Origin of the sequence: Sellimonas catena, from assembly GCF_027924685.1 — a bacterium.
Classification (GTDB): domain Bacteria; phylum Bacillota; class Clostridia; order Lachnospirales; family Lachnospiraceae; genus Sellimonas; species Sellimonas catena.
Genome location: NZ_BSBO01000007.1, coordinates 33,298 through 54,358, shown reverse-complemented (window position 1 = coordinate 54,358; position 21,061 = coordinate 33,298). Strand labels below are relative to the sequence as shown.

At 47.2% G+C, this 21,061-nt stretch carries 18 protein-coding genes; all 18 read right to left on the bottom strand.

What is annotated here, in order from left to right; translation table 11 throughout:
* Window positions 1-38: 38 nt before the first annotated feature.
* The 18 genes from Selli1_RS04715 to Selli1_RS04630 all read right to left on the bottom strand — a co-directional run bounded on the left by Selli1_RS04715 (window position 39) and on the right by Selli1_RS04630 (window position 20,935).
* On the bottom strand, window positions 39-980 hold the full coding sequence (locus tag Selli1_RS04715) for a ketopantoate reductase family protein (protein WP_087168000.1): 942 nt from the start codon (window positions 978-980) through the stop codon (window positions 39-41).
* Window positions 981-1,154: 174 nt separating this feature from the next.
* Window positions 1,155-2,318 carry an iron-containing alcohol dehydrogenase gene (locus tag Selli1_RS04710; protein WP_138373538.1) on the bottom strand — a complete coding sequence of 388 codons (1,164 nt, stop codon included), beginning with the start codon at window positions 2,316-2,318 and terminating at the stop codon, window positions 1,155-1,157.
* Between the two features lie 97 nt (window positions 2,319-2,415).
* Window positions 2,416-3,801, bottom strand: a complete 1,386-nt coding sequence (gene gltA, locus Selli1_RS04705) for an NADPH-dependent glutamate synthase (protein ID WP_087252034.1) — start codon at window positions 3,799-3,801, stop codon at window positions 2,416-2,418.
* Window position 3,802: 1 nt separating this feature from the next.
* Window positions 3,803-4,693, bottom strand: coding sequence for a sulfide/dihydroorotate dehydrogenase-like FAD/NAD-binding protein (locus Selli1_RS04700; protein WP_087168003.1), 891 nt, complete (start codon window positions 4,691-4,693; stop codon window positions 3,803-3,805).
* A 157-nt stretch (window positions 4,694-4,850) separates the two neighbouring features.
* Window positions 4,851-6,032 (bottom strand): iron-containing alcohol dehydrogenase, encoded by a 1,182-nt coding sequence (locus Selli1_RS04695; protein WP_087168004.1) that lies wholly within the window; start codon window positions 6,030-6,032, stop codon window positions 4,851-4,853.
* Window positions 6,033-6,311: 279 nt separating this feature from the next.
* Entirely contained in the window at window positions 6,312-7,313 is a 1,002-nt protein-coding gene (locus Selli1_RS04690; RefSeq protein ID WP_087168005.1) for a chitobiase/beta-hexosaminidase C-terminal domain-containing protein, read from the bottom strand.
* 7 nt (window positions 7,314-7,320) lie between these two features.
* The gene (folD, locus tag Selli1_RS04685; protein WP_281872410.1) at window positions 7,321-8,172 is read right to left on the bottom strand and encodes a bifunctional methylenetetrahydrofolate dehydrogenase/methenyltetrahydrofolate cyclohydrolase FolD; all 852 of its coding nucleotides are present in this window, start codon (window positions 8,170-8,172) and stop codon (window positions 7,321-7,323) included.
* A 15-nt stretch (window positions 8,173-8,187) separates the two neighbouring features.
* The gene (locus Selli1_RS04680) at window positions 8,188-9,858 is read right to left on the bottom strand and encodes a formate--tetrahydrofolate ligase (RefSeq protein WP_087168007.1); all 1,671 of its coding nucleotides are present in this window, start codon (window positions 9,856-9,858) and stop codon (window positions 8,188-8,190) included.
* 22 nt (window positions 9,859-9,880) lie between these two features.
* Entirely contained in the window at window positions 9,881-12,445 is a 2,565-nt protein-coding gene (locus Selli1_RS04675; RefSeq protein WP_281872409.1) for an FtsK/SpoIIIE family DNA translocase, read from the bottom strand.
* Window positions 12,446-12,527: 82 nt separating this feature from the next.
* Window positions 12,528-13,253, bottom strand: a complete 726-nt coding sequence (locus Selli1_RS04670) for a ClpP family protease (RefSeq protein ID WP_087168009.1) — start codon at window positions 13,251-13,253, stop codon at window positions 12,528-12,530.
* Between the two features lie 56 nt (window positions 13,254-13,309).
* Window positions 13,310-14,593 carry an O-acetylhomoserine aminocarboxypropyltransferase/cysteine synthase family protein gene (locus tag Selli1_RS04665; protein WP_087252037.1) on the bottom strand — a complete coding sequence of 428 codons (1,284 nt, stop codon included), beginning with the start codon at window positions 14,591-14,593 and terminating at the stop codon, window positions 13,310-13,312.
* A 32-nt stretch (window positions 14,594-14,625) separates the two neighbouring features.
* Window positions 14,626-15,396 (bottom strand): CFI-box extended C-terminal domain-containing protein, encoded by a 771-nt coding sequence (locus Selli1_RS04660; protein WP_087168011.1) that lies wholly within the window; start codon window positions 15,394-15,396, stop codon window positions 14,626-14,628.
* Between the two features lie 34 nt (window positions 15,397-15,430).
* Window positions 15,431-16,162, bottom strand: a complete 732-nt coding sequence (locus tag Selli1_RS04655; protein WP_087168012.1) for a YebC/PmpR family DNA-binding transcriptional regulator — start codon at window positions 16,160-16,162, stop codon at window positions 15,431-15,433.
* Between the two features lie 66 nt (window positions 16,163-16,228).
* Entirely contained in the window at window positions 16,229-17,050 is an 822-nt protein-coding gene (locus Selli1_RS04650; RefSeq protein WP_087168013.1) for a hemolysin family protein, read from the bottom strand.
* Window positions 17,051-17,061: 11 nt separating this feature from the next.
* Complete coding sequence (locus Selli1_RS04645) at window positions 17,062-17,412, bottom strand: type II toxin-antitoxin system PemK/MazF family toxin (RefSeq protein ID WP_087168067.1); 351 nt, start codon at window positions 17,410-17,412, stop codon at window positions 17,062-17,064.
* 80 nt (window positions 17,413-17,492) lie between these two features.
* A complete protein-coding gene (alr, locus tag Selli1_RS04640) occupies window positions 17,493-18,659 on the bottom strand; it encodes an alanine racemase (protein ID WP_281872408.1) in 1,167 nt (388 codons plus the stop codon).
* A complete protein-coding gene (locus Selli1_RS04635) occupies window positions 18,656-20,188 on the bottom strand; it encodes an NAD(P)H-hydrate dehydratase (RefSeq protein ID WP_281872407.1) in 1,533 nt (510 codons plus the stop codon). The genes alr and Selli1_RS04635 overlap by 4 nt, the downstream gene beginning before the upstream one ends.
* A gap of 96 nt (window positions 20,189-20,284) precedes the next feature.
* The gene (locus Selli1_RS04630) at window positions 20,285-20,935 is read right to left on the bottom strand and encodes a redox-sensing transcriptional repressor Rex (protein WP_087168016.1); all 651 of its coding nucleotides are present in this window, start codon (window positions 20,933-20,935) and stop codon (window positions 20,285-20,287) included.
* Window positions 20,936-21,061 lie beyond the last annotated feature (126 nt).

Genomic DNA, 21,061 nt, shown 5'->3' with positions numbered 1-21,061 from the left:
GCTGTCACGTTTCCTACCCCATTTACTAATTTCAGTCTCTAGTCTGCCTTCCCTTTTATTTTTTCTTTTAAACCATCATAAAACTGTTCTGAAAGCGGAACCGGCACTCCAAGCTCTTTTGCCGTCTTAATCAGGTATCCTCCGAATGTCTCAAATTCGGATGGGCGCCCCGCTTCCACATCCCGCTTCAGGGAACTGGTAGATCCTTCATTCAGCCCCAGAAATCTCGTATATTCTTCATCAATATAATGTTCCCTGATGTGGACTCCGGCTGCTTCTGCCACAGCCAGTGCCTCCTCAAGTAATGTATGAAATTCTCTTCTTCTGTCTTCGTGGTCACGGATATTCTCCACAGTTTCCAGATAATACGCCGTAATGACGTTGTAAGCACAATTAAAAATATACTTCTCCCACACCGCCTGTCTGACATCCTCATATACTTCGCAGTCGATTCCTGCCGTCCGGAGAACTCTGAAAACCTCCTGCGCTGCTTCCTTCTCCTGCGGATCAGACGCTCCAAGGATAATTTTTGTATATTGTCCAAGCTGTGTGATGGAATAATCTTTATTTGCGGCGGCAGTCGTGTAGATTACGGAATCTACGACCAGTCCTTTTCCCAGATACTCCCGCACCCTCTGTGCGGTGTCCGCGCCGTTCATCACAGGCACAATGATCGTATGTTCATCCACACAGGAAGCAAGAGTGCTGCATACTTCCTCCAGCGCATAGGTCTTGACACAGAGAAAAATCAGATCCTGTACCGCTCCTGCTTCTGACGCGCTCTCCAGGACGGCTGCGGCTCTGGTTACCATTTCCCCGTTATAATCACTGTGAAGCACTACTCCATGCTCTCTGAGAGCCTCTCCACGTTTTCCTCTTGCAATCAGTGTCAGGTTACTATATTTCTGTCCGGTCATCCCGGCGAGGTATCCGCCTACGCCTCCAATACCGACGATCATCATCTTTTTTTCTTCCATCATTCAAGCCACCTCTTGTATTATATGTATCTTACTATTATACCCTATTTTCTTTCTCTTTCCAAGAAAAAAGGCCGAAACTTCCGGTCCTTTGCAGAGTAACAAAAAAGACACGGAAGTTTGCAGCTGTCCTCCAAGCTTTCGTGTCTCCTTTTACATCTCATTCTGTTTTTCCTGCTACAGTGCCTCCAGATAAATCCGGCGTACCTCTTCCTCGGTAAATACTTTCGGATGATTCTGAATGCTGGCTGCGGAAACTTTAAATGCATTTTTAGTCATCCATTCCACGTCTTCCGCAAGCACTCCTTCTCTGGAAAGGGTCGTGCGAAGATCGAGGCAATCCAGAAGATGTTCAATCACACTCACACAGTCATTCTCGTTTGTTCCTCCCAGGCATTTGGAAATCACTGCAAATTTCTCCGGCGCCGCATCGATTGTCCTGCGGTAAATGACAGGAGTCAGAGCAGCAAGTCCTCTTCCATGGGTGATATTGCGCATACCGCTTGCCGGATGTTCCAGGCCATGCGGTGCTGTTACTCCTGCCTGATGAATCACCATGCCTCCATAGGTACTTGCAAGAGAAACCGCGCTCCATGCATCCATATTCATTTTGGACGGTTCTGTCATCCCCTGCTTTTTCTCCTCGTAAATTGTCAGCAGGTTATTCCCGATCAGTCGGATACCTTCCAGTGCAGTAATTTCCGTGATCGGGTCACAGATCTTGCTCAGATAAGCTTCCATACAATGGCAGAGTGCATCAAATCCGACGGATGCCAGAACAGAAGCCGGCATTGTCGTCATCAGTTCCGGATCAATGATGGATGCCTTTGCAATAACCGCGTTATCCCGAAGAGACTTCTTGTCTTTTGTCTCATCCTCTGTCAGAACCGCAAAGCAGTTTCCTTCGCTTCCGGTTCCGCATGTCGTCGGAACAAGAATCAGCGGAAGGGCTTTCTCTCCTTTTTTTATCCCGTAAATATAGTCAAAAATATTTCCTTCATTGCAGGCGGCAAATGCCACTGCCTTACTGCAGTCCATAATGCTTCCGCCTCCCAGGCCGACGATCACATCACAACCTTCTTCTTTCGCAACAGCTGCACCCTTCATGGCTGTAGAGGCAAGGGGATTTGGCTCCGCCTTGTCAAAGATCACGACTTCCAGGCCCTCTTTTTCCAGAAGCGCCTTTGCCCGGTCAAGAAGCCCGGTTCGCTTTGTACTGTTCTGTCCTGTAACAATCATTGCCTTGCGCCCGTATTTTGCAGTCTCCTTTCCCAGCTCTTCTGTCTTTCCGGCACCAAAAATCAGATTGACCGGAAGATAATGGTTAAATTGTGTCAGCATCTCGTTTCCTCCTGTTTTCCGCGCAGAAGATAAAATGGGACCGCAGATTCATATCTACAGCCCCATTGCTATCTTCGCTTCTCTATTTCTGTCGGTTTTATTTGTCTTTTAAGTATTCGTGGATACCTTTTGCTCCGGCTTTTCCTGCACCCATGGCAAGGATAACCGTTGCCGCACCTGTTACAGCATCTCCACCGGCATAAACACCTTCTTTAGATGTCTTACCGAACTCTTCGTCTGCAACGATGCACTGCCACTTGTTGACTTCCAGGCCTTCTGTTGTAGAAGAAATCAGCGGGTTCGGGGAAGTTCCAAGAGACATGATGACAGTATCAACATCCATCTCAAACTCAGATCCTTCAATGACAACCGGGCGTCTTCTTCCGGATGCGTCCGGCTCACCGAGTTCCATTCTTACACACTTCATACCTTTTACCCATCCGTCTTCTGTCACGATTTCAGTCGGGTTTGTCAGAAGGTCAAAGATAACTCCTTCTTCTTTTGCATGATGAACTTCTTCCACACGGGCTGGAAGCTCTTCTTCACTTCTTCTGTACACAATGTGTACTTCTGCTCCAAGACGAAGTGCTGTTCTCGCTGCATCCATTGCAACATTTCCACCACCGATTACGGCTACTTTCTTTCCTGCAACAATCGGAGTATCGTAGCTGTCATCGAAAGCTTTCATCAGGTTGCTTCTTGTCAGGTACTCATTTGCGGAGAAGACACCGTTTGCTGTCTCACCCGGAATACCCATAAATTTCGGAAGTCCTGCACCGGACCCGATAAATACGGCCTCAAATCCTTCTTCTTCGATCAGCATATCAATCGTTGTGGATTTACCGATTACAACGTTTGTTTCAAATTTAACACCGAGTTCTTTTACTTTCTCGATCTCTTTTGCAACAACTTTCTGTTTTGGAAGACGGAATTCCGGAATACCGTATACAAGTACACCGCCCAGTTCATGGAGTGCTTCGAATACAGTCACATCGTATCCCATCTTAGCAAGGTCGCCTGCGCATGTCAGGCCGGCCGGGCCGGAACCGATTACGGCAACTTTGTGTCCGTTTTTCACTTCTGCTCCAACCGGTTTGATGTCATGTTCCAGAGCGTAGTCCGCAACAAATCTCTCCAGTTTACCGATGGAAACCGGCTCGCCTTTAATACCGCGGATACATTTTCCTTCGCACTGTGTCTCCTGAGGACATACACGTCCGCAGATAGCCGGAAGTGCCGATGAAAGACCGATTGTCTTATATGCGCCCTCAAAATCGCCTTCTTTTACTTCTTTGATGAATGCCGGGATATTGATTGCTACCGGGCATCCCTGAATACATTTCGCATTTTTGCAGTTGATGCAGCGGGAAGCTTCTTCCATGGCTTCTTCTGCATTATATCCTAAACATACTTCTTCAAAGTTTGTAGCTCTCACCTTTGGATCCTGTTCACGGACCGGTACTTTCTTTAATACGTCTCCCATTTTAATTGTCACCTCCACAATTTCCACATCCGCCGTGATGTGTATTGCCTTCCTGCAGTCTCAGCATTGCTCTTCCTTCTTCTGTTCTATACATCTGCTGTCTCTTCATCGCTTCGTCAAAGTCTACAAGATGACCATCAAATTCCGGACCGTCTACGCATGCGAACTTCACTTCGTCGCCTACGTGCAGACGGCATGCACCGCACATTCCGGTACCGTCAACCATGATCGGGTTCATGCTGACGATCGTCGGAATTCCCAGATCCTTTGTCATGAGGCATGTGAATTTCATCATGATCATCGGTCCGATTGCAACACAGACATCATAATGCTTTCCTTCCTCTTTTACAAGCTTCTCCACCATGGAAGTAACCATGCCGGCATGTCCGTAGCTTCCATCGTCTGTGCAGACATAAACGTTACCTGCTACTGCCTTCATCTCTTCTTCCATGATTACAAGATCTTTTGTCTTTGCACCGATGATGACATCTGCGTCAACGCCGTGCTCATGCAGCCATTTTACCTGCGGGTATACAGGCGCAGTTCCAAGACCGCCTGCCACGAACAGGATTTTTTTATTCTTTAATGTTTCCGGATCTTCGGAAATGAACTCGGACGGACGTCCAAGCGGTCCTGTGAAATCACGGAAATATTCTCCTTCTTTATACTCTGCCATTTTCTTAGTGGATGCTCCAACCACCTGTACTACAATTGTGATCGTTCCCTTTTCTCTATCGTAGTCACAAATTGTAAGCGGGATTCTCTCACCTTTTTCATCCATTTTTACAATGACAAACTGCCCCGGCTCGCAATGGCGCGCAACACGAGGAGCTTCCACATCCATGAGAAAAATATTTTCTGCAAGGTCTTTTGCTTTTAAAATTTTGTACATCTCCCATGCCTCCTAATTGTTATACTTTAATTATCATAAGATATTGTTCATAAAATATCAAGTAAATTCTTACAGGGAAACTGTTTTTTCGATAAGGAATTCACAATTTCGCCAAAAGGAAACCGCCGCTTCCGAAAAAGCGGCGGTCATACGGTATTTAGAAGTCTACCTCTGTTCCGTAATATGTACATGTGAGAAGTTTTTCCATCTCTGCAGGTGTGATGCTTCTCGGGTTGGATCCTGTACATGCATCGCCGACTGCAAGTTCTGCGATACTGGAAAGTTTTTCTTTAAATTCTTCTTCGTTGATTCCGAATTCTTTTAATGTTTTCGGGATTCCGAGTTCTACATTGAATGCATCAATCTTTGCAACGAGGCTGTTGATTAATGCTTTTTCAGATGTTCCCGGAAGTCCCATCCTGCGTGCGATCTCTGCGTAACGTTTTGCTGCCACAGGATCTTTTGCATTGTATTTGATAACATATGGAAGATAAATTGCATTCGCGCATCCGTGCGGAATATGTCCTGTGGAGAATGCAGCTCCTGTCTTATGAGCCATAGAGTGTACAATACCAAGCAGTGCATTGGAGAATGCCATTCCGGCCAGGCACTGTGCGTAGTGCATCTGCTCTCTTGCGTCCATATCACAATGGTAGGATGCCGGCAGATAATCCAGTACCATCTCGATTGCCTGCAGTGCAAGCGGATCTGTAAATGGTCCATTCAGTGTGGAAACATAAGCCTCAATCGCATGAGTAAGAGCGTCCATTCCTGTGTAGGCAACCTGTTTTACCGGAAGTCCTGCAACAAGATCCGGGTCTACAATGGCGATATCCGGTGTGATGTTGAAGTCAGCAAGCGGATATTTTACTCCTGTCTGATAGTTTGTGATAACGGAGAATGCAGTCACCTCTGTAGCTGTACCGGATGTAGACGGAATTGCTGCAAATTTCGCTTTCTGTCTTAATTCCGGGAAGTTAAACGGTGTGCACAGATCTTCGAATGTTGTATCCGGATATTCATAGAATGCCCACATTGCTTTTGCAGCATCGATCGGTGATCCGCCGCCCATAGCAACGATCCAGTCAGGCTCGAATGCTCTCATGGCTTCTGCACCTTTCATAACTGTTTCAACAGACGGGTCCGGCTCAACTCCTTCAAAGAGCTGTACTTCCATGCCTGCCTCTTTCAGATAATTCACTGCTCTGTCGAGGAATCCCTGACGTTTCATGGAGCCTCCTCCGACTACCAGAATGGCTTTCTTTCCTTTCAGGTTTTTCAGCTCTTCCAAACAGCCCTTACCATGGTAAATATCTCTTGGTAAACAAAATCTGCTCATTGCTTGTCTCTCCTTTTCTTCCATTGATAATTTTTTAACTATCGTTAGTATACTCCTACTTTTAAAATTTTTCAAGTTCTTTCACTTGTTTTTAACAATTTTTATGTCCGGATTTTTAATTGATTGAATATTTCTCTGATTTGGAACAATTATCTTATCCAAGGAGTGCCCTGAAAAAAGAAAAGAGAGGAAGAACCCTCTGAATTCTTCCTCTCTTTCTCCTGTTTTCCCGGCAGATCATTTTCTGTTTTCAGATCATATTCATAAAATCTACGGCCATCAGGAACTGAATCTGTATTTTCTCGTTGTAACTTCACTTTTCTTTCCGTTTCCATCAATCAGTACAACATTCAGTTCCGTATCTTCGTAAACCGCGAATGCGCCGGTATACTGAATAGACTGATCCGACGGTTCGGTTCCGTCCAGTGTATAGTATGCAGTGTAACCGTCCGGCACCTGTATTTCAACGCTGACCGCCTCGGAATACTGTCCCGTTGTCGGTGATACTGCAGGCGCGTCCGCTACCGGAAACTGGATCGTATATGTTTTTTGTACCTCAACACTTGCAATTCCTTTTTTATTGACAAAAATGGCCCGGACTGTCGTCTCTCCTTCCTGATTCAGCTGGATCGGTTCTTTGTATTCTGTACTGTCTGTTGTCGCCTCGCTGCCGTCAAGAGTATAATAGATAGTCCCTTCATCTTCACTGCTCAGTGTCAACTCCTGCACATTATCGTAGACCTTGTCGTCGTCCAGACTGAATTCCGGAATTTTGGCCACATAATCCTTGAGTTCTGTGAGGATCTGCTCATTGGTACAGGTGCTCATGATATAGGCGATTTTTTCCGTCTGCTCTGTGTCTTCATAAAACTCTACCGCAGCGCGGTATACGCCTGTGCTGTCCGGATAGGTATTCACCGCTTCCTGCAGAAGAGTATCTGCCTTATCATCCTGATCCCGGCCGTGATAAAGCTTTGCAAGACTCACGTAGGCATCCTCTTTTTCGCCGTTTTTTTCAATTGCCCTCAGATAGAGGTCTTCCGCTTTTGTAGTATTGCCGCCTGCTTCGGCTCTTTTCCCCTGATTTACCACACCGGTATATGTATTCCGATAGATCAAAACTCCGATTCCGATGATCGCTGCAAGAAACAGGATCATTCCCAGAATCAAAATCCGTCTCAGCCTTCTCTTGCGGCGCATCCGCTCCGCTTTTGCTCTTCTCCTCCGCCTTCTGATCTCTTCCTCTGACAGTCTGTCTCCTGGATTTGTCATTCTTTGCATGGTACCCTTATTCTCTCCTCTTTTTCCGTGCCGCCTCCACACAGTTATTCATCAACATTGCAATTGTCATCGGTCCTACTCCCCCGGGTACCGGTGTGATTGCTTCTGCCTTTTCTTTCACATGTTCAAAATCCACATCTCCGCACAGCTTTCCGTTTTCATCCCGGTTCATCCCGACATCAATGACAACGGCTCCCTCTTTGACATCGTCCGCCTGAATCAGCTTCGGATTTCCGACTGCAACTACAAGAATATCAGCCCGCCTGGTAATCTCACTGAGGTTTTTTGTTCTTGAGTGTACGATTGTTACCGTTCCATTCTGCTCAAGCAGGAGAAGCGCCATCGGTTTCCCGACGTGGTTGCTCCGTCCAACTACTACACACTCTTTTCCCTCGATTGTATAGCCGGACCGTTTAATTAACTCGAGCACTCCGGCAGGAGTACAGGACCGGAATCCTTCCGATCCAATACAAAGCGCGCCAATGCTTTCCGGAAGGAATCCGTCCACATCTTTTTTCGGAGAAATCATTCCGGTAATTTTTTCTTCGTCAATCTGCTCCGGAAGAGGCAGCTGAACAAGGATGCCGTCCACGGTTTCATCTTCATTAAGCTCTCTTACCAGTTTTTCCAGCTCCTGTTCGGTAGTCTCCTTTGGGAGTTCATAAGAACGAGATTCAATTCCGATATATTCACATGCTCTCTTTTTGTTTCTTACGTAGATGGCAGATGCGCTGTCGTCTCCCACCAGTATGACAGCCAGGCACGGGGTGATCCCCTGTGCCTTCAATTCTGCCACTTCCTGTTTCAGTTCCTCTTTGATTTCCGAGGAAATTGCTTTTCCGTCTATCAATACTGCCATTTTTCGTCTCCTTTTTTAGAACAATCCCGTAATCTTTCCGTCATCTGTCACATCAATATTATTTGCCGCAGGCACTTTCGGAAGTCCCGGCATCGTCATTACTGCTCCTGTAAGCACGACTACAAATCCCGCTCCCGCACTTACGTAAACTTCTCTTACATGAATGCGGAATCCTTCCGGACGGCCAAGAAGTGTCTGATCATCGGAAAGGGAATACTGGGTCTTTGCCATGCAGACCGGAACATTGGCGAATCCGAGCTCTTCGATCTTGGCCAGCTGTTTCAATGCGGCCTTATCGTAATCAACGCCGTCTGCCCCGTAAATTTCCTTTGCTACTGTCTCAATCTTATCTTTCAGCGGCATCTCATCCGGATAAAGCGGGTGAAAATGACTTTCTTTTGTCTCCAGTGTCTTCAAAACTTTATTTGCAAGCTCAACACCGCCTTCTCCGCCTTTTGCCCATACATCCGCGATTGCAAATTCACAGTCTCTCTCTTCGCAGAATGTTTTAACAAATTCTTTTTCCGCGTCTGTATCTGCTGAAAAAGCATTCAGTGTAACGACAACCGGCACACCGAACTTCTGCAGATTTTCAATGTGTTTTTCCAGGTTGACAATTCCCTTTTTCAGGGCATCCAGATTTTCCTCATTTAATTCATTTTTCGGTACGCCGCCGTTATATTTCAGTGCACGGATCGTTGCAACCAGAACAACTGCATCCGGTTTCAGTCCGCTCATCCGGCATTTGATGTCCATAAATTTTTCAGCACCCAGATCCGCACCGAATCCGGCCTCGGTGATGGTGATATCGCTCATCTTCAACGCCATTTTTGTTGCCTGTACACTGTTGCATCCATGCGCAATATTTGCAAATGGTCCGCCGTGTACAAGAGCCGGTGTATGCTCCAGAGTCTGGATCATATTCGGCTTGATCGCATCCTTCAAAAGCGCTGCCATGGCACCTGTCGCCTGCAGATCATCTGCTGTCACCGGTTTTCCGTCAAAGGTATAGGCAACGATAATCTTTCCAAGACGTCTTTTGAGGTCTGCAAGGTTGTCAGCAAGACAGAGAATCGCCATAATCTCGGATGCCACAGTGATAACGAAATGATCTTCCCTTACCATACCGTCCATCTTGTTTCCAAGGCCCACAACGATATTTCTGAGAACACGGTCATTCATATCCTCGCAGCGTTTCCATACGACCTGTCTTGGATCAATTCCCAGCTGGTTTCCCTGCTGAATATGATTGTCAAGCAGAGCCGCCAGCAGGTTGTTTGCAGATGTGATTGCGTGAAAATCACCGGTAAAATGAAGATTCAGATCTTCCATTGGAACAACCTGGGCATATCCGCCGCCAGCTGCTCCTCCTTTGATTCCGAAACATGGACCCAGGGATGGTTCACGAAGGGCAATCAATGCTTTCTTTCCGATTTTTGCCATGGCTTCTCCGAGTCCTACCGTCACGGTGGTCTTACCTTCTCCGGCCGGTGTCGGATTGATCGCCGTTACAAGGACAAGTTTTCCATTTGGACGGTCTTTCACCTTATCCCACAGTTCTGCGGATAATTTTGCTTTGTATTTACCGTAGAACTCCAAATCCTCTTCTTCAATCCCGATTGAAGCGGCCACATTTTTGATTGGCTCCATTGTTGCTTCCTGTGCAATCTGAATGTCTGTTTTCATTTTCCTTCCTCCATTTCTTCCCCTAAACATGTTCCTCTATGTACTGGTCAAACTGTTCCTTTGACATCAGAACCTTTCTCGGTTTGGTGCCTTCTTCTTCCCCGACGACACCTGCTTCATAAAGCTGGTCCATGATCCTTGCCGCCCGGTTGAATCCGATTTTGAATACCCTCTGCAGCATGCCGATCGACGCTTTATCCTTTTCAATAATAAAGTATCCTGCGTCTTTAAAATAGACATCTCTTTCCTCGCCGGATCCTCCCGGTCCGGAAGCAGAAGTGCCACTTGCCGCATTGGTCATGTGCGTCTGGACCGCTTCATCATAAGAAGCATTTCCATTATTTTTTACGAGATAATCTACAACCGCCTGAACTTCCTTGTCGGATACAAATGCTCCCTGCACCCGGACCGGCTTCTGATAGCCTGCCGGGTAGAACAGCATATCTCCCTTTCCAAGGAGCTTTTCCGCGCCGTTCATATCGATGATCGTCCTGGAGTCGACACCGGATGACACGGAAAAGGCAATTCTGGACGGCATGTTTGCCTTAATCAGCCCCGTAATGACGTTTACAGACGGCCTCTGAGTTGCAAGCACCAGATGAATTCCTGCCGCTCTCGCAAGCTGCGCAAGACGGCAGATCGACTCTTCCACATCACCGGGTGCAACCATCATCAGATCCGCAAGCTCGTCTACGATAATAACGATCTGTGGCATCTTTTCCGGTTTTTCCTCATTTGTTTCAATATGCCGGACACTCTCTACCTTTGCGTTGAATCCTTCCATATCCCGCACTTTATACTGTTCAAAGAGCTGATAACGCTTCATCATCTCCGCCACGGCCCAGTTCAGTGCTCCGGCCGCCTTTTTCGGATCTGTCACGACCGGAATCAGAAGATGCGGAATCCCATTATAAACACTGAGCTCCACAACCTTCGGGTCGATCATGATTAACTTGACTTCCTGCGGAGAAGCCTTGAACAAAATACTCATAATCAGTGTGTTGATGCAGACGGACTTTCCGGATCCGGTCGCGCCCGCCACGAGAAGATGCGGCATTTTTGCGATATCCGACACCACCGTCCGTCCGCTGATATCTTTTCCGACCGCAAAACTGATTTTAGACTTTGCGGTCCGGAATTCCTCGGTTTCAAGAAGATCCCTGAGCTGTACTGTTGAATTTCCTTTATTTGGCACTTCGATACCGACCGCTGCTTTCCCCGGTATCGGCGCTTCGATCCGGATGTCCGCCGCCGCCAGATTCAGTTTCAGGTCGTCTGCAAGTCCTACAATCTTGCTGACCTTGACGCCCATTTCCGGCTGTACCTCATAACGGGTCACTGACGGTCCGCAGCTGACGTTCGTCACCGTCACATTGACGCCAAATGTCTTTAATGTCTGCTGAAGCTTTGCCGCGGTCTCACGAAGATGGGCATCCGAATCTCCTGCTCCTTTTGTGCCGTGCTTTAACAGACTCATCGGCGGAGCATGGTAGACCGGAGCCGGTTTTGCAATCGACTTCTCAATCTCTGCTGTTACGTTCTTACGGGCCTCTGCCTCCAGTGCCTTCTCGGCAGCTCTGTTCTTCTGTTCCTCCGCCTGAAATACCGATGCATCCGGTGCCGCAGCCTGTGCAGAAGCAACCCTGGATGATGCAGCCGGTTCTTTCATAAAGGTAATTCCCTCCTCCGGAAGTTCGGAAAGATCAGGAACTGCCTCATAAGCCTCTGCCGAAACGCCGTCTTCTGTCCCATACGTTTCTTCTCTTGTAATGGTAAGCTCCTCTTCCGGTGCCCTGACAGATTCTGCTTCTGCTTTTTTATTTTTCTCAGCTTTCGCTGCTCTTTTCTTTTCTTTTTTATCCTCTTTGATCACAAGTTCCTGGATCTCCGGATTGCGTCCTTCCAGTGTTGTGTCAAAAGAAACACCTTCCACTTTGTGTTCCTGGCGTTTTACCGCCTTTTCCTTTTTCTTCTCCTCACGCTGTGCCTTTCGGTGCTCCCTTCCGGATTTTGCCTTTGTCTGAATGTTCTGTCCGGCTCTCTGCATACTCTTCAGAAGAGAACGCTGTGTAATCAGAATCAGACAGATCAGCATCAGAATTACAATTACTACATAGGAACCTACAATTCCAAGCGCCGGTACCATCAGCCCCGCAATCACCTCGCCGATGCTTCCTCCTGCCCGGTTGACAAGTTCCAGAAATGAGCAGATCAATATGACAAGCACCACTGCTGCTCCCAGTTTCGTATATGCCTTTGTGTTCCCTCTGTTGGAAATAACAAATGCGATGCCCGCGAAGAAAAGGAACGGGAAAATATAGGAGAGCTGTCCAAAAATTCCTTCCATAAAATCCGCAATAACTCTGCCTACAGCCCCTCCAAGTCCAAAGTTACTGATCAGCAGAAGAATCGAAAGTGCCAGTGCCACCAGTATAACGATCTCTTCTCTGACAATCGCCTCTCTTTCCAGTTCGGCCTTTGTAGGACGGCCGGAACGGCTGGATTTTGCCCTTGTCCGGGTGGATTTTGCCCCTGTTCTCTTTGTTGTTGTTTTTTTCTTCTTTTTCTGTGGCGTCTTCTGGGCCATGAAAGATCCCCCTTGCTGCTTTCCCGCTTTTTGCGGGTTTTTCGCTTATGTTTCATTATAGCATTTTTAAAATATGATGTCATTATCTATTTTCAACGGCATTCCCGCTGTGTTTTTCTGTTTTCTTTTCATCTGAACGCTTCTCGATCAGTTCATAGATTTTTGCAAATGCTTCCCGTATTCCCCCGACTTCATCAATAATGCCCTCTCTGACGGCATCTTCTCCCTCGAGGAGTGTTCCTACATCTTTGACAAGCTGTGAAGAATCCAGCATCAGTTCCTCAAGCCTTTCCTGTGTGATTCTGGAATGTCCGGAAATAAATCTGGTAATCCTGTCCTGGGTTCGTTCCATATTGCGGTAACTCTGAATCACTCCGATAAACATACCGTTGGACCGGACAGGATGCACGATCATCGTTCCGCTCGGCACAATAAAGGAATAGTCTGCCGATACGGCAAGCGGTCCTCCGATCGAGTGACTTCCTCCAAGAACAAGGGATACGGTCGGTTTGCTCAAAGATGAAATCATCTCCGCAATGGCAAGTCCGGCCTCCACGTCCCCTCCCAGAGTATTGAGCAGGATCAGTACTCCTTCAATCTCGTCATTTGACTCAATCTCCGCAAGTTTCGGAAGAAGATGCTCATATTTGGTTGCTTTCGTATTTCCGGATACCGCTTCATGCCCTTCAATCTCACCGATAATAGTAAGCAGATAGACCTTGTAGTTTCCGTGTCTGCCTTCCAGTTCCAGGCTTCCGGTTTCTTTGATCTGTTCGGTTTCTTTTTCCTGTTTTTCCTGATTTTCCATAAAAAACACCTCCACATTTTCTGCTTAGTATGCGGAGGTGTTTTTTGAAATATGCATTAAACGAGCGCAAGTGCCTGTTCCAGATCCGCAATAATATCGTCAGCATTTTCAATGCCAACGCTGAAACGGATCAGATCCGGCTGTACTCCTGCTTCCAGTAGTTCCTGATCATTCATCTGCCGGTGTGTATGACTTGCCGGGTGAAGTACGCATGTTCTGGCATCTGCCACATGGGTAACGATGGCCGCAAGCTTCAGATTGTCCATCATTTTTACAGACGCATCTCTTCCGCCTTTTAAACCGAACGTAATCACACCGCAGGTACCGTTTGGCATGTATTTCGCTGCCAGATCATGGTATTTATCCCCTTCCAGCATCGCGCAGTTTACCCAGGCAACTTTATCATGTCCTTTCAGATAAGAAGCGACTTTCTTTGCATTCTCGCAGTGGCGCGGCATTCTCAGGTGCAGAGTCTCCAGACCGATATTTAAAAGGAATGCATTCTGAGGAGACTGAATCGATCCCAGGTCACGCATCAGCTGTGCTGTCGCCTTGGTGATGTATGCTCCTTTTCCGAATTTTTCCGTATAAACAATTCCATGGTATGTTTCGTCCGGCTGTGTCAGTCCCGGGAATTTATCCGCATGGGCACTCCAGTCGAAGTTTCCGCTGTCTACGATTGCCCCGCCGACTGTCATGGCATGTCCATCCATGTATTTTGTTGTAGAATGGGTGACAATGTCTGCTCCCCACTCAAACGGGCGGCAGTTGATCGGAGTCGCAAATGTATTATCCACAATCAGCGGAACACCGTGTGCATGTGCCGCCTTTGCAAATTTCTCAATGTCCAGTACTGTCAGTGCAGGATTGGCGATCGTCTCACCGACTACAGCTTTCGTATTTTCACGGAATGCTGCGTTTAACTCTTCTTCCGAACAGTCCGGATCCACAAAAGTAGCTTCCACACCCATTTTACGGATGGTGTGTGCATACAGATTATAGGTGCCTCCATAGAGAGCAGACGAACATACGATATGGTCTCCTTCCTCTGCAATGTTCATAACAGCATAAAAATTTGCTGCCTGTCCGGACGATGTCAGCATGGCGGCATAACCGCCTTCCAGTTCGCAGATCTTTTCCGCTACTGCATCATTTGTCGGATTCTGCAGTCTTGTGTAGAAATATCCGCTGTCTTCCAGGTCAAACAGACGTCCCATCTGTTCGCTTGTATCGTACTTAAATGTCGTACTCTGATAAATCGGAAGGATTCTCGGTTCTCCCTTTTTTGGTTTCCAGCCTGACTGGATACATTTTGTTTCGATATTAAACTGTTCACTCATACCCTTGCTCCTCCTGTATTTTCTTTACCGGATCAGGAAAACAAATATTCCCGTTCCAGTTCGTGTACCATCTTTGTATATACTTCTCTGCATTCTTCCATCTTACCGGTTTCGATCAGTCCGATGCACCGCTCCAGATATTCTTTCCAGATCTTTCGGTAAATCTCATCCGCATTTTTCTGCCGTTCGATTCTTTTTACAATCGTCGGTGCAATATTGTAATACTCGCGGATTGTCTCCCTGCCACCCGGAGAAGATGCCAGATATCTATCCCGGTAGTCCCGAAGAGTTTTCAGCTCATAACACCCGTCCGGTTTATCCAGTGAACGGCAGACGGCTGTTGTCACATAACAAAGCCGGTTTCGGAATCCGCCGTTGATCTCTTCAAAAGTAGACTTTCCGATCTTCATGGTCACATTCTCAAGCTGATTCCAGTTCTTAATTGTCTGGTCTGCCACAGCTTCCAGTTCCGGTTCCCTGCTGTGTAACAGAAGCGGAATGAAAAAGGTTACAAGTGCAAGATTATAATCCATAACCTGATTCTCCCTTTTCCGTTTTCCTGCGATCTCTTCAAGCTTTTCATCTACATAATCCGGAACGCTTTTTCCGGCCCGGGCAATCAGCTCTTCCTGACTTTTTTCTTCCGTCCCCCGGATCTCGCTGAGGAGTTCTTCAAGATCTGTACTGCGTCTCCTGAAAAACTCACGGAAGGCCGGTTCATATGTATTCTTTCGAAAGCGCCCCGACAGTTCCATGGCCTCGTTGAACATGGAAATCATCCGTTTTTCTGGTCCTGCCTGCATAGGACCCCTCCCTTACAGTATATTCCAAAACGCTTTACTCTTCCCAGTTATGGTATACTTCCTGCACATCATCATCGTCATCGAGAAGATCCAGTGTTTTCTGAATGTTTTTGATATCCGTCTCGTCTGTCAGCTCTACATAGGTCTGAGGAATCATGGTCACAGAGGCTTCCATCATAGGGATGCCTGCTGCTTCCAGCTTCTCACGTACCTCGGAAAAGCTGTCCGGATCTGTGATAATCTCAAAGCTGTCCTCCTCTTCCGCGAAATCCTCGGCTCCCGCGTCAAGCGCCAGCATCATCAGCTCATCCGCGTCCATCTCAAACTCTTCCCTGTCGATCAGAATCTGTCCCTTCTTGTCAAACATAAAGGATACGCATCCTGGTGTCCCGATATTTCCGTTTCCTTTTGTAAATGCACTTCTGACATTGGAAGCTGTACGGTTTTTATTGTCGGTCAGCGCCTCTACAATAATAGCTGTTCCGTTCGGCCCATATCCTTCATATACGACTCTTTCGTAATTGTTGGCATCCGCGTCTCCGGCTGCCTTTTTAATGCTTCGCTCAATATTGTCGTTTGGCATGTTGTTTGCTTTTGCCTTCGCAATCACATCGCGGAGTCTGCTGTTGTTCGCAGGATCCGCTCCGCCTCCTTCTTTAACTGCTACAGCGATCTCACGCCCGATCTTTGTGAAAATCTTTCCCTTTGCAGCATCATTTTTTTCCTTTTTATGCTTAATATTTGCGAATTTGGAATGTCCTGACATGTTCTCTACCTCTCTTCGTATGTAATCTCTCTTCCTTCTTCAGGAAAACTCATGTTCTTAATTTTATCATTCTTTCGATTCCGTGACAAGTTCCGTTTTTGTAATCTTCACCTTTTGGATAATATTGTTGTCCACTTCCTTGATCTCAAACAGATAGCCCTCGTAGGAAACACTGCACAGCTCGTCTTCTGCAGGAATCCTCTCAAGCTTTACAATCAGAAATCCATTTAATGTCTCATACTCATTGTCCTCGTCTTCATCCTGAAAAACAATACCAAGTACGTCCGAGAGTTCGGTAAGCCCGCACAGACCGTTCACCTCGTAGGAACCGTCCTCGTTTTTTCGGATCATCTCTTCTTCCTCATCGTATTCGTCCCGGATATTTCCCATAATTTCTTCAATAATATCTTCCATGGCAACGAGTCCTGCTGTCTGACCGTACTCGTCAATCACAACGCACAAATGGATCTGTTTTGCCTTCATCTGCATGAAAAGGCGGCTGATCTTCCTCGTTTCCGGAATAAAACATACCGGCATGAACGCGTCCCGGATTTCTCCAAGTTTCTTGCCCCTCATTTCGGGATTCAGATAGAGCTTCATAATATCCCGGATATGAATGATGCCAAGTATATTGTCGATTTCCTCTTCATAGACAGGAAATCTGGAATATTTTGCCCTGGATGCAAAAGCTGCCACCTCTTCCAAAATATCATTGCAGTTTAATGCGACAATATTTTTCCTGTGAGTCATGACTTCCTTTGCATCTTTATCCAGGAACGAAAAGACATTACGGATCATCCGGTACTCCATCTCCTGAATACTGCCGTCCTTTTCCCCTTCTTTGAGATTTTCCAGAACCTCTTTTCTAATTGTATCCCGTTGGTCCATATTTTCTCCTTCTATGTAGAAAGTGCAATACTGATCTTCAGTGCCTCATCCACTTTTTTCATGATTTCCTGATCCAGGTGGCACACACTTTCCTTTAATCTTTGTTTATCGATTGTACGGATCTGCTCCAGTAGAACAACCGAATTTTTTACTACACCATATCTTCTTGCGTCGATCTCCACGTGGGTCGGGAGCTTTGACTTATGCATCCGTGACGTGATCGCCGCGCAGATTACCGTCGGGCTGTGTTTGTTTCCCATCTCGTTCTGTATAACAAGAACCGGGCGGATGCCTCCCTGTTCGGAACCAACCACCGGACTTAAATCCGCATAAAAAATATCTCCACGATGAACCTGCTGCACTTTCTTCACACTCCATTTTCTAAGATATAGTGAGTATTTCCACCTTTACTTTGAAGTATTCCAAAAGCCGGCCGTCTTTTTTATGCAAAATAGTCAATCTGCTCAATGACTTTTCCGTCTTTGATATATTCTCTTGGTATCCTCTTGTCGAGATCGCAGAGAAACTCATAGTTAAACCTTCCGGACAGTGCACTTAAATCTTCCACTGCAATCTGTTCCCCGCCGCTTTTCCCTACCAGTACGACTTCATCCAGGAAATCTGCATCTTCGATCTCTGTTACATCTGCCATCATCTGATCCATGCAGACTCTGCCAAGAATCGGAGCCCTCTTTCCCCGGATCAGGACATAGCCCTTGTCCGAGAGACTCCTCGGGTATCCGTCCGCATATCCGACAGGGATCGTTGCCACGCGGGTCCGTTTCCCGGCCCGGAAGCACCCGCCGTAACTTACAACAGCTCCGGGCTCGATCCATTTGATATGTACAATACTGCTTACCAGCGACAGTGCCGGCTTCAGATCCAGACGGTCTTTCTTCACCTCGTCAGATGGATAGAGCCCGTAAAGAGCAATACCCGCCCGTACAAGATCCAGATTGGCCTCCGGATGATCGATAATTCCGGCACTGTTGGAGCAGTGGCGGTATTTCGGCTCGATGCCTCTATCCTTTAACCGGTCTGTCATCCAGATATAATGTTCCATCTGCTTGTTTGTAAAGGACTTATCTGCCTCGTCTGCTTTTGCAAAATGAGTAAAAATACCTTCCATCTCAAGATCCGGAAGATGAAAAATCCGTTCGATGGCATCCAGAGAATCTTCACCTGTCTGAAATCCGAGTCTTGACATCCCCGTGTCCAGCTTGACGTGAATCCATGCTTTTTTCTGCTTTACGGATGCCAGGGCGGAGATCGCTTTCGCAGACTCTTCAGTGTAGACTGTCATGCGTATCTCGTTTTCCACCGCCTCCTCATACTGCTCCGGAAAAGTACATCCGAGAACAAGAACCGGTTTCTCAATTCCTGCCTTTCTCAGAAGCACCGCCTCGTCAAGCGTTGCGGTCGCGTATCCCCAGACACAGTCCAGATTCTGAGTCTCTTTTGCGATCCGTGATGCCCCGTGGCCGTAACCGTCCGCTTTTACTACCAGAATCATCTTCGTATCCGGCGAGATATGTTTCCTCATCTGTTCTATATTATATGTAATATGATTCAAATTGATTTTTGCGCATACTCTGCTGTACTTTTTCATTTTGACTGAACCTTTCTTCGCTCGATTTCCTGTAAAACAGCTGATGCCATCTCGATCAGGTCCCCGGCAAGCACGCTGTGCGCCCCGAGTTTTTCCCTTGCCTCGTCTCCGCACAGCCCGTGTATAAATACACCAAGCGCCGCAGCGTCAAAGCGGTCCATTCCAAGGGCCAGGCAGCCTGTAATCATACCTGCAAGTACATCCCCGGAACCTGCTTTTGCCATCGCACCGTTCCCGGATGTATTCAGATATGGAATCCTGCCTTCTCCTGCCACAACTGTTCTGGCATCTTTTGCTGTTAGTATTATATTATAGGTTTTGGCATACTCTTGCGCAAGTCCAATCCTGTTTTTTTTCGTTTCTTCCGTCGTTTTCCCAAGAAGACGCGCGAATTCCCTGATGTGAGGCGTAAAGATCAGGCTGCTTCCCGCTGCTTTTAGATATGTGTTTCTTCTTTCTTCTTCCATTCCGGAAATTAGATTCAGGCCATCCGCATCCATCACGCAGTATTTTCTGTGCGTGCCCAGATACACGAGCAGATGTTCTATTATCATACCGGCCTGTATATCCGTCCCCAGTCCACATCCGGCGCAGATCACATCCGCCCAGTTCAGAAGTTCCTCCAGCTGGTTTTCCAGATCCTCTCCGTAAGGCGTTATGACTGCTTCCGGCAGGGTTGCCTGAAGTACTTCCCGGTTGGATTCCGGCGTCAGTATACGTACCAGTCCGCTTCCCATCCGGTATGCCGCCTTCGCGGAAAGAATCGCGGCGCCTGCCATGCCCTGGCTTCCGGTAATCATCAGCACTTTTCCGTAAGTTCCTTTATGTGCATCGTCTTTTCGCTGCGGACAGAGCCTTCCTACGTCCTTTCTTTCATAAGTCAGATACCGTGTTCCTTCCACGCCGCCGCGCAGATAAATTCCGATATCTTCCACACAGACCTTTCCGGCGCAGAAAGCTCCCGGATACAGAACCATCCCTGCCTTCTGGTATGCAAATGTCACCGTCAGATCCGCGCGAAATGCCGTCCCCAGAATCTCTCCGTTCCCCGCATCAATTCCGGACGGAATATCCACCGCTATTTTCGCTGCGTCCAGTCTGTTCATCTGCTCCAGAATCCCCGCGTAGCGCCCTTCGACCGGCCTGCTCAGTCCGATACCAAATACAGCATCAAATACAGCGGTGTAGCTCTCCTCCGGGATCTCCCGCCTGACAGTTCCTCCGACCGCCTTGAAAATCTGAATCTGTGTCTTTGTCTCTTCGGTACAATGGTCCGGATTCCCAACCAGTACGACGGTCACGCCGTACCCTTTTTCCAGAAGCAGTCTTCCCACTGCAAACCCGTCGCCCCCGTTGTTTCCGCTTCCGCACACAATCAGGCTTTTCGACAGGTTAAGCCTCTCCCTTTCGGCTGCCTCTACCACTTTCAGAGCCGCCCGTTCCATCAGGACAAGAGACGGAATCCCGATCGTCCCAATCGTGTATGCATCCGCTGCTTTCATTGTCCTGCCATCAATGATATATTTCATCTTTACCGCTCCTTTCCCCGCTTTCATTCCGGGATACAGAAAAAAGACGCGGAGTCCCGCATCTGTTGTACGAATCTCTCACGTCCTTCTTTTCTCTTATTTTTTCTTCTGATGTTTTTCCTCATAGCGGAGTACATTGTAGGAGAGCCGCATCAGACTCTCGGAAAGATGTACGTTTTCCACAACAACATTATCCGGAAGATTCAGATCCGTATGCGCAAAATTCCAGATTGCACGGATACCGTTTTCCACGAGCATATTGGCTACTGCCACCGCCTTCGTCTTCGGTATCGTCAGAATCGCAATTTCAATGTCATTATTCCTGATGAAACTTTTCAGCTCGTCCATCATACGGATCTCGATTCCGCGGACCGTAACACCTGCCAAAGTCGGGTTGACATCAAACAGACCCTTCAGCATAAATCCGCTGCGCTCAAAAGCGGTATAGTTTGCCAGCGCCTGTCCAAGGTTTCCGGCTCCGATAATAATCATATTATGTTCTCTGTCCAGCCCCAGGATCTTTCCAATCTCCGAGTGCAAATATTTCACATTATATCCATACCCCTGCTGACCAAAACCGCCGAAATTATTCAAATCCTGGCGGATCTGGGAAGCAGTGACTTTCATGCGTTTGCTCAAGTCGTTGGAGGAAATGCGCTCTACACCGTCTTCCAGTAATTCTCCCAAGTATCTGTAGTATCGAGGCAGTCTTCTGATAACTGCCTGAGAAATTCCTCTTCCTTCCACTTTTAGCACCTTCCTGTTCTTTTCAATACTTTTATTATATGTAATACTTGAAATAAAGTCAAACTTATTATGGGATTTTATGTTGTATTTTGTACAAATTCCGTTATAATGAATACGGTACTTTTG

Coding starts and splice junctions, on each gene's coding strand:
- folD (WP_281872410.1), bottom strand. CDS start 8,172: ATGGCAGTATTGATAGACGGAAAAGCAATTTCCTCGGAAATCAAAGAG.
- Selli1_RS04715 (WP_087168000.1), bottom strand. CDS start 980: ATGATGGAAGAAAAAAAGATGATGATCGTCGGTATTGGAGGCGTAGGC.
- Selli1_RS04675 (WP_281872409.1), bottom strand. CDS start 12,445: ATGGCCCAGAAGACGCCACAGAAAAAGAAGAAAAAAACAACAACAAAG.
- Selli1_RS04650 (WP_087168013.1), bottom strand. CDS start 17,050: ATGGACCAACGGGATACAATTAGAAAAGAGGTTCTGGAAAATCTCAAA.
- Selli1_RS04660 (WP_087168011.1), bottom strand. CDS start 15,396: ATGCAGGCAGGACCAGAAAAACGGATGATTTCCATGTTCAACGAGGCC.
- gltA (WP_087252034.1), bottom strand. CDS start 3,801: ATGGGAGACGTATTAAAGAAAGTACCGGTCCGTGAACAGGATCCAAAG.
- Selli1_RS04700 (WP_087168003.1), bottom strand. CDS start 4,693: ATGTACAAAATTTTAAAAGCAAAAGACCTTGCAGAAAATATTTTTCTC.
- Selli1_RS04665 (WP_087252037.1), bottom strand. CDS start 14,593: ATGAGTGAACAGTTTAATATCGAAACAAAATGTATCCAGTCAGGCTGG.
- Selli1_RS04710 (WP_138373538.1), bottom strand. CDS start 2,318: ATGCTGACACAATTTAACCATTATCTTCCGGTCAATCTGATTTTTGGT.
- alr (WP_281872408.1), bottom strand. CDS start 18,659: ATGAAAAAGTACAGCAGAGTATGCGCAAAAATCAATTTGAATCATATT.
- Selli1_RS04655 (WP_087168012.1), bottom strand. CDS start 16,162: ATGTCAGGACATTCCAAATTCGCAAATATTAAGCATAAAAAGGAAAAA.
- Selli1_RS04635 (WP_281872407.1), bottom strand. CDS start 20,188: ATGAAATATATCATTGATGGCAGGACAATGAAAGCAGCGGATGCATAC.
- Selli1_RS04680 (WP_087168007.1), bottom strand. CDS start 9,858: ATGAAAACAGACATTCAGATTGCACAGGAAGCAACAATGGAGCCAATC.
- Selli1_RS04695 (WP_087168004.1), bottom strand. CDS start 6,032: ATGAGCAGATTTTGTTTACCAAGAGATATTTACCATGGTAAGGGCTGT.
- Selli1_RS04690 (WP_087168005.1), bottom strand. CDS start 7,313: ATGCAAAGAATGACAAATCCAGGAGACAGACTGTCAGAGGAAGAGATC.
- Selli1_RS04670 (WP_087168009.1), bottom strand. CDS start 13,253: ATGGAAAATCAGGAAAAACAGGAAAAAGAAACCGAACAGATCAAAGAA.